Here is a 13,156-nt window from a genome sequence, read left to right as displayed (position 1 = left end):
ACTACACTGTTTGTGCCCAACCAATAATAATATGCGCTATGATCTTACAATGATAATTTATTCGCATTGATATAAATAAAATTAAAAAGACCTTTACATTGATTGATTTTATTGTCAATTGATTTAACATGATATCATATTATTCAAATAGCAATTGATTCACTTAGGATATATTTATGCCATCAATTCCTGCACTTGAGCTAATATCACTCAAAAAAATTTATAAAAATGGTATAGAAGCATTAAAAGGTATCGATTTAACTGTACAAGCTGGCGATTTTTATGCCTTATTGGGGCCTAATGGTGCTGGGAAGTCAACAACCATAGGCATTATTAGCTCATTAGTCACCAAAACAGCGGGACAAGTTAAAATTTTTGGTTATGATTTAGATAAAGATGTTGTCAATGCTAAAAGACAATTAGGGCTTGTGCCACAAGAATTTAATTTTAATCAATTTGAAGAAGTACTACAAATAGTTACTAATCAAGGTGGTTATTATGGATTGCCCAGAAAACTTGCATTAGAGCGTGCTGAAAAGTATTTGCGAATTTTAGATTTATGGGACAAACGCCACAGTCGAGCTAGCATGTTATCCGGTGGCATGAAAAGGCGATTAATGATAGCCAGAGCGCTTGTGCATGAGCCTAAATTATTAATCCTTGATGAACCAACCGCAGGTGTTGATATTGAATTACGCCGTTCTATGTGGGATTTTTTACGTGAAATCAATCGGCAAGGTATCACAATTATTTTAACCACCCATTATTTAGAAGAAGCCGAAATGCTATGTCGAAATATCGGTATTATTCAGAGAGGTCAATTGATTGCGAACTCCTCAATGCGTGATCTATTGGCTAAAAGCCAATCTGAAACAATTGTTATTGATTATGTCCCTACATCTGAGCCAATTAAATTGCAAGGCTACAATTATTCTGATGTTGAAGCCGGAATGTTAGAAGTCAAAGTAGATAAGCAACATGGATTAAACCAATTATTTGAACAACTAAATCAACAAAGTATTAAAGTGATCAGCGTACGAAATAAAGCAAATCGGTTAGAAGAGTTATTTGTTGATCTATTGCACAATGATACTAAACAAAAAGGTGATATTTGATGAATAATTTATATTGGATTGCCTTAAAAAGTATTTGGCGTAAAGAAGTGACACGATTTTTAAGAATTTGGGTTCAAACGCTAATTCCGCCCGTAATTACAATGTCTCTTTATTTTATCATCTTTGGTAATTTAATTGGCTCTCGTGTTGGTGACATGGGGGGATTTAGCTATATGGCATTTATTGTGCCGGGACTAATTATGATGTCCGTTATTACCAATTCTTATACCAATGTTTGTTCATCCTTTTTTAGCGCTAAATTTCAACATAATATTGAAGAATTATTGGTAGCGCCTGTACCCACGCATATTCTTATTTTGGGATATGTTGGTGGTGGCGTGATGCGTGGTATTTTAACTGGTATTTTAGTGACGATCGTATCACTATTTTTTGTTCGTTATGAAGTGCATTCTTGGTTATTTGTTGTTTGTACATTACTATTGACCTCAATTCTATTTTCATTAGCTGGTTTATTAAATGCGGTATTTGCCAAAACATTTGATGATATAAGCATTATTCCAACATTTGTATTAACACCATTAACTTACCTTGGAGGTGTTTTCTATTCCATTACTATGTTACCAGACTTTTGGCAGTGGATTTCAAAAATTAATCCAATCGTTTATATGATTAACGGTTTTCGTTATGGATTTTTGGGCGTGACAGACGTGCCGTTATGGATAACGTTTTCAATGCTGATTTTGTTTGTTACCGTACTTTATGTAATTGCATGGCGACTTATTGAAAGTGGGCGAGGGTTAAGAAGTTAAGAAGCATCGACAACGAATAGTTAACCGCCGATATTATATCGGCGGAATAATAGCAGTTATTGTGCACCAGCAACGGCTTGTTTTGCCATTTCCGTAATTTTAGCAAAATCCCCTTTTGCAATTGCATCGGTTGGAATAAACCAAGTGCCACCGACACAAAGTACATTATCAAGAGCAAGGTAATCGCGATAGTTTTTCGGGTTTACTCCCCCCGTAGGACAGAACTTCATATATCCACAAGGGCCAGCAAAAGCTTTTAATGCTGCAACGCCACCATTGATTTCAGCTGGGAAGAATTTTAGTGCCGTTAGACCATATTCTTGTGCTGTTAATAGTTCAGAAATAGTTGCAATACCAGGAATAACAGGAATAGGGCCTTCAACCGCAGCTTTTAAAATAGCGTCAGTAATACCAGGAGTGATGACAAATTCAACGCCAGCTTCGGTGACTTGTTTTAGTTGTTCAACAGTTGTCACTGTTCCTGCACCAACCACAGCTTCAGGAACTTCTTTGATGATTTTCTTTATTGCGTCAATTGCGCAAGCTGTTCGTAACGTCACTTCCAGTACTTTTACTCCACCAGCAATGAGCGCTTTGGCTAGCGGTACCGCATCTTCAATACGTTCAATCACAATAACCGGAACAACAGGTCCCATGGTTAAAATTTCTTCAGCGCTTTTTTTCCAATTTTTCATTTATATCTACCCATACCTTATTGATACTTAAATATAGCAATAATCCCTAATAGATAGGGATTATTTTGTTACTCATAAATGCCTAATTTCTTTTCTAAATAATGAATATTGGTACCACCTTTTTGGAAGCCTTCATCATTCATGATTTCAATATGAAGATCAATATTGGTTTTGATTCCATCAATCACTAGCTCTGCTAAGGCGTTTTTCATCCGCGCAATGGCAACTTCGCGTGTTTCACCATAAGCGATTAATTTACCAATCATTGAGTCATAGTAAGGCGGGACAGTATAACCAGCATAGATATGTGATTCCCAACGAATACCAAAGCCACCTGGTGCATGAAAACGGGCAATTTTTCCTGGTGATGGCATAAAGGTTTTGGGATCTTCAGCGTTAATTCGGCATTCAATCGCGTGACCTTTAATGACAATATCACTTTGTTTAATTGACAGTGGCTTGCCAGCTGCGATCAAAATTTGCTCTCTTATTAAATCAACACCAGTTACCATTTCAGTAACCGGATGCTCTACTTGAATACGGGTATTCATTTCAATGAAATAAAACTCGCCATTTTCAAATAAGAATTCGAAAGTACCTGCACCACGATAGCCGATCTCAATACAAGCATTAACGCAACGCTCACCAATGAATTTACGCATTTTAGGTGTGATGCCAAGTGCTGGTGCTTCTTCTACCACTTTTTGATGACGTCTTTGCATTGAGCAATCTCGTTCACCTAAATAAACAGCATGACCTTGACCATCAGAAAGTACTTGAATTTCGATATGACGTGGGTTCTCAAGGAATTTTTCCATGTAAACCATATCATTATTGAAAGCTGTTTTGGCTTCCAATTTGGTCATTTTGATGGATTGTTCAAGATCCTTTTCTTCCCGAACAATACGCATACCGCGACCACCACCGCCACCAGAAGCTTTAATAATCACAGGATAGCCAATTTGTTTAGCGATTTGTTTATTGGCTTCAATATCACTACCTAGTGGTCCATCTGAACCTGGCACACAAGGCACACCGGCTTTTTTCATGGCATGAATCGCCGATACTTTATCGCCCATTAAACGGATGGTATCGGGTTTTGGACCAACAAAAATAAAGCCTGAACGCTCAACTTGCTCAGCAAAGTCTGCATTTTCAGATAAGAATCCATATCCTGGGTGAATAGCAGCAGCACCGGTTACTTCAGCAGCTGAAATTAGTGCTGGCACATTAAGGTAACTTTTTACGGAAGCTGCAGAGCCAATACAGACGGTTTCATCTGCTAGTAATACATGTTTTAAATCTTTATCTGCCGTAGAATGAACTGCAACAGTTTTAATTCCAAGTTCTTTACATGCTCGTAATATACGTAGAGCTATTTCTCCACGATTCGCAATAAGAATTTTATCAAGCATATTCAATCTCTTAATCGTATAGTCATTAATAAATTCAGATTATTCAATAATGAATAGTGGCTGATCAAATTCAACTGGTTGACCATTTTCAACCAAGATGGCTTTTATTGTACCAGCTTTTTCTGACTCGATTTGGTTCATCATTTTCATCGCTTCAACGATGCAAAGTACATCGCCAACATTTACTGTTTGACCAACTTCAACAAAAGCTTTTGATTCTGGACTTGGTGTACGATAAAAAGTTCCAACCATTGGGGATTTGATTGTTGTGCCATCAGTTACAACAGTCTCTGTTACAACTTCAGTTTGAGCTGTTGGAGCTACAACGACAGGAGCGGGTTGAGGAATTTGAATATTTTGTACTGGCGCCGAATAGTTTGTAGTAGGAGCAGAACGACTAATTCGAACTGATTCCTCACCTTCAGAAATTTCAAGTTCAGAAATACCTGACTCTTCAACTAATTCAATTAATTTTTTAATTTTGCGTATATCCATGAATTACACCGTGTTTATTTGATATAAGTAACAATGATTTTAATGCATCCTTATTAATGGCTAACTGTGTTGTTTTCGCCGATAATAAGGTTGTAACTCAACATTAACGCGGAAGAATACACTGTAAAACTGAATTTGTCATTATATATCTCCTTTACAAACACTTGTTATACTATTTTCTAGGTATTATTTTATAATTGCGATACAATAACGAAAGTGAGTTACTATTGGGTTTGGCTATGGTTTGGAAAGGTCAAATAATATCTTATTTAGCTTGAATAAAGCTGAAAATATATATTTTTGATTCCATGGTTTGTTTTTAAATACTAAAATATACTTAAACAAGATTTATTCTAGGAAGAGTTTTTATTATGTTCAAAAAAGTTCGCGGCTTGTTTTCAAATGATTTATCGATCGATTTAGGTACAGCAAACACACTTATTTATGTAAAAGGACAAGGTATTGTATTAAACGAACCTTCGGTTGTAGCGATCCGCCAAGATCATCGCACTGGCACACCCAAAAGTGTTGCTGCTGTTGGGCAAGCTGCGAAACTGATGTTAGGCCGAACGCCTGGTAATATTGCTGCTATTAGACCAATGAAAGATGGCGTTATTGCCGACTTTTCTGTCACTGAAAAAATGTTACAGTATTTTATTCGCCAAGTTCATAGCCATAGTTTTTTAAGACCAAGCCCCCGTGTTCTTGTTTGTGTACCTGTTGGCGCTACACAAGTTGAGCGTCGTGCTATTCGTGAGTCAGCATTAGGCGCAGGTGCGCGTGAAGTATATTTAATTGAAGAACCAATGGCAGCGGCTATTGGTGCTGATTTACCAGTATCTGCACCGACAGGTTCAATGGTCGTTGATATTGGTGGTGGTACTACAGAGGTTGCTGTTATTTCATTAAATGGTGTTGTTTATTCTGCATCTGCACGTATTGGTGGTGACCGCTTTGATGAAGCGATTATTAACTATGTTCGTCGTAATTATGGTGCCTTAATTGGTGAAGCAACAGCCGAAAAAATCAAACATTTTATTGGTAGTGCTTATCCTGGCGATGAAGTGCTTGAAATAGAAGTCCGTGGACGTAACCTTGCTGAAGGTGTTCCGCGTAGCTTTACTTTAAACTCTAACGAAATTTTAGAAGCCCTGCAAGAACCATTAAGTGGAATTGTTAGTGCGGTCAAAGTTGCATTAGAACAGTGTCCTCCTGAACTTGCTTCTGATATTTCAGAACATGGTATGGTTTTAACTGGCGGTGGTGCTTTATTACGTAATATTGATAAATTATTATCAGCTGAAACCGGTATTCATGTTGTTGTGGCTGAAGATCCATTAACATGTGTTGCAAGAGGTGGTGGCAAAGCACTAGATATGGTAGACATGCATGGTGGCGATCTATTTAGTGAAGAGTAATTGCTGCCTTATTGTTAAGTAAATTAGTTTCATATTGATGAAACAATTAGTCAGTAAACATCTCATATTTTCTTCCGCCGACTTTGTCGGCGGAGTCATATCTTGAAATAATTAGATCTTGAGCATAAAACAGGTAAGTACTGGACAATGAAATTACTTTTTTCTAAACGTTCGCCTCTCAGTGTGCAATTATTTACTTCTCTAGCGTTAGCCTTGGCTCTAATTGTATTAGATGTCAATTATCGCCCATTTAAAGAAGTTCGTTATTATCTCGATACCATTATTTCGCCTCTTTATCATGTTTCGAATGCGCCAAGATCTTCGTTTGATTCGCTTTACGAGATGTCAAAAACGCGAGAAAGCCTAATAAATGAAAACGCAAAATTGCATGCAGAGTTATTGCAACAAAAAAACGATCTATTATTACTTGAGCACTTAAAACATGAAAATAGTAGACTTCGTGAATTACTTGGTTCCCCATTAAGGCATGATGAGCATAAAATGGCTGCGCAAGTATTGCTAGCAGATACTGATCCGTATGTTTATCAATTTGTTGTCAATAAAGGCAAACAAGATGGCGTTTATGTTGGGCAACCTGTTGTCGATGAGAAAGGAATAGTCGGACAAATTTATGAAACCGCGCAATCAACAAGTCGCGCAATTTTAGTGTGTGATTATCAACATGCCATTCCAGTACAAGTATTGAGAAATGATATTGGTATGGTTGCTGTAGGTAATGGGTGTAGTAATGATTTAACGTTAGAATTTTTGCCTAATAATGTTGATATAAAAGTCGGTGATGTTTTAGTGACCTCAGGACTTGATGGTCGTTTCCCTGAGGGATATCCGGTAGCCGTAGTCAGTTCAGTAAAACTTGATATTACCGATTCAACCCCTATTATTTCAGCTACACCAACCGCTGATTTGAAACGGCTGCGTTATTTATTGTTATTGTGGGGAAATCAAGGAGTAAAACATGAGGGGTCGTAATCGAATATTAATTATTTGGATAACGCTATTCATTGGCTTATGTTTACAAATTATTCCGTGGTCGCCATTATATAATATGTTTAAACCCCATTTGCTGATCCTCATTTTTGCTTATTGGCTGATTGCTCTTCCTCATCGGGTTGGGATTGGCACCGCTTTTGTATTTGGCGCTATGATGGATCTGTGTACTGGTTCGATTTTGGGGATCCATGCTTTTATTTATTCATTTATTGCTTATTTAATTATTTTTAAATTCCAAGTAATACGCAATTTAGCGTTATGGCAACAATCGTTTATCATCTTTGGTGTTTCGGTATGTTACAATTTACTGGTATTTTTATTCCAAGTTAGTATTTATCATACAATAACAATATCACCATTAATTTTACTATCAAGCTGTATTGATGGCTTATTATGGATTGTCATCTATCTATTATTGCGGCTAATAAGGCGAAGCTTTGCTATCAATTAAAAGGAAATCTTATGTCTGTTGAACTATTAATGAATGTGACGCCATCTGAAACACGAGTTGCCTATATAGAAGATGGTGTATTGCAAGAAATCCATGTTGATCGCGAATCTAGGCGTGGTATTGTTGGAAATATCTATAAAGGTAAAGTGATTCGTATTTTGCCAGGTATGCAAGCTGCCTTTGTAGACATTGGGCTTGAGAAAGCGGCTTTTTTACATGCATCAGATATTATGCCTCATACTGAGTGTGTATCTGATTCTGAACAAGAACAATTTCAAGTAAAAGATATCTCTGAACTTGTTCGTCAAGGACAGGACTTAATGGTGCAAGTGGTTAAAGATCCACTAGGAACCAAAGGCGCTAGACTGACAACCGATATTACTTTGCCGTCGCGTTATTTAGTATTAATGCCTGGACCAAATTCTGCACATGTGGCAACGTCGCAACGCATAGAAAGTGAACAAGAACGGGAAAGGTTAAAAAATATTGTTCAGCAATATGTGACATGCGAAGGTGGCTTTATTGTTAGAACGGCAGCCGAGGGTGCGAGCGCGCATGAGTTAGAGCAAGATGCCAATTTTTTAAAACGACTTTGGACTAAAATTCAACAGCGTATGGCTCGTCCAGTAAGTAAAAATCTAGTTTATGGTGAATTGGCATTATCACAGCGTGTATTACGTGATTTTGTTGGTGATCCGATTGAGCGAATTTTGGTCGACTCGAAATTAACGTATGATTTACTGATTGAGTTTACGCAAGAATTTATGCCCGAAGTGACCAGTAAATTATCACATTATCGTGGTAATATACCGATATTCGATCTTTATGATACCGAAAACGAGATACAAAGAGCATTAGATCGTAAAGTTAAATTGAAATCAGGCGGATATTTAATTATTGATCAAACCGAAGCCATGACAACAATTGATATTAATACTGGTGCATTTGTTGGTCATCGAAATTTAGAAGAAACGATTTTTAATACTAATATTGAAGCAACCATTGCTATTGCACGCCAGTTACGATTACGTAATTTAGGTGGTATTATTATTATCGACTTTATTGACATGCAAGAGGAGCTGCATCGAGAGCGGGTGTTACAATCGTTGCAAGATTCTTTATCTAAAGATAGAGCCAGAACGACTGTTAATTTATTTTCGACTTTAGGTTTGGTCGAAATGACTCGCAAACGAACACGCGAAAGTATCGGGCATATTTTGTGTCAGGAATGTCCAGCATGTAAAGGCCGTGGTATGGTCAAATCGGTAGAAACAGTTTGCAACGAAATTTTACGTGAAATAGTTCGTATTTATAAAGCGCATCACTCTGAATACTTTTTAGTTTATGCCTCAGCCGCTGTGGCTAATGCTTTAACTCATGATGAGTCTCATGCTTTAGCCGAAGTTGAGGTATTTGTAGGCAAACGTGTTGAAGTAAAAGTTGAACCACTTTATATTCAAGAACAATACGACGTGGTGTTAATGTAATAAGCACTATTTTGTAAAAAAAATTCAGGAAACTATGCGTTTGAGTATAAAAATGATGAAAGCTAAACAATCATTATGTTCGAGTTTTTTAATCGAACATCAAAAAAGCTAGCATCCACAATTAAAATTTAAGGAATTTATGATACTAACTCAAGTGAGTGAACGATTGCTCAATTCAAACAATCTAAGCCAACAAGATCTTCTGCATTTGCTTGATATGCTAAGTTCAAGGCGAATTGATTTTGGTGATTTATATTTCTTATCTGGTTATTATGAAAGTTGGGTACTTGAAGACGGTATTATAAAAAATGCCTCGTTTCATCGTGATCAAGGCGTTGGTGTTAGGGCTGTAGTGGGTGAAAAAACGGGCTTTGCCTATACTGATCAGCTTTCATTGGCACGTTTAGAACAAAGTGTATTAGCTGCAAATTCTATCACTAAACTACAAACCCCTATCGCTGTCACGCCATTTAAATCTACTCAAGCAGTATCAATCTATCCATCAATAAATCCGATCAATTCGTTTTTTCAAGAGCAGAAAATAGCGTTGTTGCAGCAAGTTGATAAGTTAGCGCGCTCAATTGATCCAAGCGTTATTGAAGTATCAGCTAGCTTAACGGGTAGTTACGAAGACATTTTAATCGCAGCAACAGATGGTACACTATGTGCCGATATTCGTCCTTTGGTTCGTTTGTCAGTTTCAGTTTTGGTTGAAAAAGAAGGTAAACGCGAGCGTGGCAGTAGTGGCGGAGGAGGACGATTTGGGTATGAATATTTCTTAACGATCAATCCTAAAACATCAGAAAGTTATGCGGATAGTTACACGCGAGAGGCTGTACGCCAAGCACTCGTTTCCCTTTCAGCTAAAGCTGCACCCGCTGGCTCAATGCCGGTTGTTTTAGGTGCAGGTTGGCCAGGTGTTTTGTTACATGAAGCTGTAGGCCATGGTTTAGAAGGCGATTTTAACCGTAAAAATAGCTCAGTATTTTCCGGAAAAATGGGCGAGCAAGTCACCTCAGAAGTTTGTACTATTGTCGATGATGGCACGATTGAAAATCGGCGTGGTTCAATTTCAATTGATGATGAGGGAACACCAAGTCAAAAAACAGTACTTATTGAAAATGGTATCCTAAAAGGATATCTATTTGATAAACTCAACGCAAAATTGATGAATACATATTCAACGGGAAACGGGCGTCGTGAAGGATATGCTTGCTTACCTATGCCAAGAATGACAAACACCTATATGTTGGCGGGCAGTTCTTCTTTTGACGATATCATAAGCAGTGTTGATTACGGGCTTTATGCACCGAATTTTGCTGGTGGGCAAGTTGATATCACTTCCGGTAAATTTGTTTTTTCTGCTTCAGAAGCTTATTTGATTGAAAAAGGCAAAATAACAAAGCCAGTAAAAGGCGCAACGCTAATTGGTTCTGGTATTGAAACTATGCAACAAGTATCAATGGTGGGTAACGACCTTGAACTCGATTCAGGTGTAGGCATTTGTGGTAAAGCTGGCCAGAGTGTTCCTGTTGGGGTTGGGCAACCCACTTTGAAAGTGAATAATTTAACCGTTGGTGGTACCATTAACCACTAATAAATATACATCAATGGGATTTTAGAATAGATGGAAACAATAATGACACTTTATCATGCGTTTGTTAATTTGGATATTGCAACGCTTTCAAATCCTAATGTGCTATGGGCACTATATGGTATGTTGTTTGTTATTATCCTTTTAGAAAATGGCGTTTTACCAGCAGCTTTTTTGCCTGGAGACAGCCTATTATTCTTAACGGGTGTATTAATTAGTCAAAATGTATTTCATTTTGGTCTAATTAATCTTATTTTAATTGCTGGCGCAGCTTTAGGAACTTGGTTAGGTTATGCACAAGGTTTGTGGCTTGGCAATACTAAGCTTGTACAAGGTTGGATGGCGCATATACCTGAAAAATATCATCATAAATCTGAAGTATTATTCCATAAGTATGGATTACAGGCGCTATTTATTGGACGATTTATTGCTTTCGTACGTACATTATTACCAATGATGGCAGGATTATCAGGATTACATAGTCGAAAATTCCATATCTATAATTTGATCAGTGCAACATTATGGATTTTCTTGATTGTGACGTTAGGTTATTTATTTGGATTATCGCCAATTTTCAAAGAGTATGAAAAGCAAATTATGTCTTTGCTAATGTTAATACCTGTTTTTTTATTGGTATTAGGATTGCTATTTTCAGTTTTTCTTGCTGTCAAACGCTCGATAAATAATAAAAGACAATCTAAAGCGGCATCAAACCACAATAAAAAATAGAAAGCGAAATTAACCGATAAGCCGGGTTCTGTCGTGGACAATCATTCCTCTAGGCTAATGCTCACGCATTAGCTCAAGCAGTCTACCCGGATTCAACGCGGGCCGCGCCAATGAATCCCTATTTGACCTTGCTCCGAGTGGAGTTTACCGTGCCACAACTGTTACCAGTTGCGCGGTGTGCTCTTACCACACCCTTTCACCCTTACCTGATCTTATAAAATAAGCCATCGGCGGTTTACTTTCTGTTGCACTAGTCGTGAATTTTCGCTCTCGCCAAAACTCCCCAGGCGTTACCTGGCACTCTGCCCTATGGAGCCCGGACTTTCCTCCCCTCTGTTTGTCTCCTTTAATACAAGGACAGCAACAAAGCAGCGATTGTCTGGTTAATTTCTTGGATGAGTATAACCTAATGCGCAATTTTGTCCAGAATTGTATATCATGTAGAAAATAGTTGAATGAAGTTTAAACGTTTTTTAAGGTAAGTATGTTCAATAAAGAGCAAACATTAAGCGATTAGCACACCTTGACGATGTGCTATAAAACTGGATAATTTTAATTACCACTTTTTCTGTTTTTGGTGTTCGTCATAATTAAACCAAATTACCACACCTTTAGAGATAATAATATCGAGTTTTCCTTCAATAATATCGTATTGAGTTTCACCAATTAACATATGGCTGGTTGAACTCTTTTTCGTGTATTGATAAGTCCATTGTGTTTCATTTGAATTAAGTTCCTTTTGGCTTATTGGTTTACCAAATAGACTAATGATTTGGGATTCTGTCGTTGAACCTTCCACTATATTTTTTACTTTTTCTTTATTTAGCGGAGTTCCCTGTTCTACAAAATTCTTTTGTGAACAGCTTGATAATATTATTATTGAAAATAATGCGATAAGGTATTTTGTTACATTTTTCATTATATTGTTGCCTGAGGTGGTAATGCTTTTATTAATAATCGCTAATAATAGCACATGTTGGGCAACGTTCAATATGAAGAAATATTTATAATTTCTGGGAAAAATTAACTGATATTCAATTATAGTAAAATTGTTATTAAGCTAGAAACATGGAAACAACGATTTTTGTTTCTATATGTTTCCATATTTTCTATTTTTTTTGTTTAAATTCATTTCTTGCCTACAGCTTATTGTAAAATTTATTCTTTGCTCTTTCGTATTACACGCTTTATTGGTTGCTTTGTTTTCGAATCGATATAACGGCTAGGCCATATTTTATGGGGTTCTAAATTTAATGCTTTGGCAATAATGATCTCTCCTTTCGTCCATGGTCTAACTAATGCATTTCTGAGTGTTGATGAGCTTAAACCCGATTGACGCGATAGATTTGCAAGCGTTGTACCTTTCTTTTTTAGGGCGGCGATAATGTCTGCTGGATGCCAATCATTAGACTTTATTTTCATTTTTTATTTCCTCCTAGTTTATAACCTTATATATCTATGTTATGCTCTAAAGTTACTAAAACAAGTAAGTTTGCAATTGAACTGAAATTGTTAATAATAAAGCGTTTCTTATTTATTGTATCAAAGTTTCTTTAATTTCTATAACTTTTTCTTAAATGTGTTAAAATGGGATAGTAAAAATGAAAGAGTGGTTTTCATCAAAAGAGCTATCAAGTATTGCAGGGATGCCGTCAACGATACAAGGTGTTAATCGTAAAGCCAGAGCTGAAAATTGGACTGCTCGAAAAAGAGCGGGTGTTCGAGGTAAAGCTTTGGAATATCATATTGGTAGCTTACCACTTAATGTTAAAAAAGCATTATATAGTGAAGAAGAAAGTGCTAACTATATCATTTCGCCGATCGAACCTTTACAACTTTGGATAACTGCATTTGAACAGTTATCCGCTGATGAACAATCTATTGTCTCCTCATGGTTGATGCGAAACGGTATTAAAGATTTTATTACTTTTATTAATAAACAGAAAAAAGATGATTAGTGTTATTGTATAAGCTGC

At 36.8% G+C, this 13,156-nt stretch carries 14 protein-coding genes and 1 other RNA gene; 9 read left to right on the top strand and 6 right to left on the bottom strand.

Annotated elements, in window-relative coordinates:
- Positions 1 to 176: 176 nt before the first annotated feature.
- Both ACYIAM_RS00150 and ACYIAM_RS00145 read left to right on the top strand, forming a co-directional pair.
- A complete protein-coding gene (locus ACYIAM_RS00150) occupies positions 177 to 1,115 on the top strand; it encodes an ABC transporter ATP-binding protein (RefSeq protein WP_174797328.1) in 939 nt (312 codons plus the stop codon).
- Complete coding sequence (locus ACYIAM_RS00145; protein WP_483746842.1) at positions 1,115 to 1,885, top strand: ABC transporter permease; 771 nt, start codon at positions 1,115 to 1,117, stop codon at positions 1,883 to 1,885. Before ACYIAM_RS00150 ends, ACYIAM_RS00145 begins: the two co-directional genes overlap by 1 nt.
- Positions 1,886 to 1,941: 56 nt before the next feature.
- Here the strand turns inward: ACYIAM_RS00145 and ACYIAM_RS00140 are convergent, their stop codons facing one another.
- From ACYIAM_RS00140 to accB, 3 genes are all read right to left on the bottom strand, one after another.
- Positions 1,942 to 2,580, bottom strand: coding sequence for a bifunctional 4-hydroxy-2-oxoglutarate aldolase/2-dehydro-3-deoxy-phosphogluconate aldolase (locus tag ACYIAM_RS00140; RefSeq protein ID WP_174797326.1), 639 nt, complete (start codon positions 2,578 to 2,580; stop codon positions 1,942 to 1,944).
- Positions 2,581 to 2,648: 68 nt separating this feature from the next.
- Positions 2,649 to 3,995 carry an acetyl-CoA carboxylase biotin carboxylase subunit gene (gene accC / locus ACYIAM_RS00135; RefSeq protein WP_483746841.1) on the bottom strand — a complete coding sequence of 449 codons (1,347 nt, stop codon included), beginning with the start codon at positions 3,993 to 3,995 and terminating at the stop codon, positions 2,649 to 2,651.
- 39 nt (positions 3,996 to 4,034) lie between these two features.
- On the bottom strand, positions 4,035 to 4,490 hold the full coding sequence (gene accB, locus ACYIAM_RS00130) for an acetyl-CoA carboxylase biotin carboxyl carrier protein (RefSeq protein WP_160430128.1): 456 nt from the start codon (positions 4,488 to 4,490) through the stop codon (positions 4,035 to 4,037).
- A 371-nt stretch (positions 4,491 to 4,861) separates the two neighbouring features.
- Between accB and ACYIAM_RS00125 the strand changes: the two genes are divergently transcribed.
- The 6 genes from ACYIAM_RS00125 to ACYIAM_RS00100 all read left to right on the top strand — a co-directional run bounded on the left by ACYIAM_RS00125 (position 4,862) and on the right by ACYIAM_RS00100 (position 11,180).
- Positions 4,862 to 5,908 (top strand): rod shape-determining protein, encoded by a 1,047-nt coding sequence (locus ACYIAM_RS00125; protein WP_174797324.1) that lies wholly within the window; start codon positions 4,862 to 4,864, stop codon positions 5,906 to 5,908.
- Positions 5,909 to 6,055: 147 nt separating this feature from the next.
- Positions 6,056 to 6,898, top strand: coding sequence for a rod shape-determining protein MreC (gene mreC, locus ACYIAM_RS00120; protein WP_174797323.1), 843 nt, complete (start codon positions 6,056 to 6,058; stop codon positions 6,896 to 6,898).
- On the top strand, positions 6,885 to 7,370 hold the full coding sequence (mreD, locus tag ACYIAM_RS00115; protein ID WP_174797322.1) for a rod shape-determining protein MreD: 486 nt from the start codon (positions 6,885 to 6,887) through the stop codon (positions 7,368 to 7,370). Before mreC ends, mreD begins: the two co-directional genes overlap by 14 nt.
- Positions 7,371 to 7,381: 11 nt before the next feature.
- Positions 7,382 to 8,857, top strand: a complete 1,476-nt coding sequence (gene rng, locus ACYIAM_RS00110; protein ID WP_174797321.1) for a ribonuclease G — start codon at positions 7,382 to 7,384, stop codon at positions 8,855 to 8,857.
- A gap of 139 nt (positions 8,858 to 8,996) precedes the next feature.
- Positions 8,997 to 10,454, top strand: a complete 1,458-nt coding sequence (tldD, locus tag ACYIAM_RS00105; protein ID WP_483746840.1) for a metalloprotease TldD — start codon at positions 8,997 to 8,999, stop codon at positions 10,452 to 10,454.
- A gap of 30 nt (positions 10,455 to 10,484) precedes the next feature.
- Positions 10,485 to 11,180 (top strand): DedA family protein, encoded by a 696-nt coding sequence (locus tag ACYIAM_RS00100; RefSeq protein WP_483746839.1) that lies wholly within the window; start codon positions 10,485 to 10,487, stop codon positions 11,178 to 11,180.
- A 1-nt stretch (position 11,181) separates the two neighbouring features.
- Here ACYIAM_RS00100 and rnpB read toward each other — a convergent pair.
- The 3 genes from rnpB to ACYIAM_RS00085 all read right to left on the bottom strand — a co-directional run bounded on the left by rnpB (position 11,182) and on the right by ACYIAM_RS00085 (position 12,602).
- Positions 11,182 to 11,571: RNase P RNA component class A (gene rnpB, locus ACYIAM_RS00095), an RNA gene on the bottom strand.
- 165 nt (positions 11,572 to 11,736) lie between these two features.
- The gene (gene bamE / locus ACYIAM_RS00090) at positions 11,737 to 12,099 is read right to left on the bottom strand and encodes an outer membrane protein assembly factor BamE domain-containing protein (protein WP_483746838.1); all 363 of its coding nucleotides are present in this window, start codon (positions 12,097 to 12,099) and stop codon (positions 11,737 to 11,739) included.
- A gap of 239 nt (positions 12,100 to 12,338) precedes the next feature.
- Positions 12,339 to 12,602 (bottom strand): helix-turn-helix domain-containing protein, encoded by a 264-nt coding sequence (locus ACYIAM_RS00085; RefSeq protein ID WP_483746837.1) that lies wholly within the window; start codon positions 12,600 to 12,602, stop codon positions 12,339 to 12,341.
- A gap of 179 nt (positions 12,603 to 12,781) precedes the next feature.
- Between ACYIAM_RS00085 and ACYIAM_RS00080 the strand changes: the two genes are divergently transcribed.
- The gene (locus ACYIAM_RS00080; protein WP_483746836.1) at positions 12,782 to 13,138 is read left to right on the top strand and encodes a DNA-binding protein; all 357 of its coding nucleotides are present in this window, start codon (positions 12,782 to 12,784) and stop codon (positions 13,136 to 13,138) included.
- Positions 13,139 to 13,156: the final 18 nt, after the last annotated feature.

This window comes from Gilliamella sp. X-60 (assembly GCF_057063585.1).
Note: the sequence above shows the minus strand (reverse complement) of the source record. Positions and strands in the feature narration are given on the sequence as shown.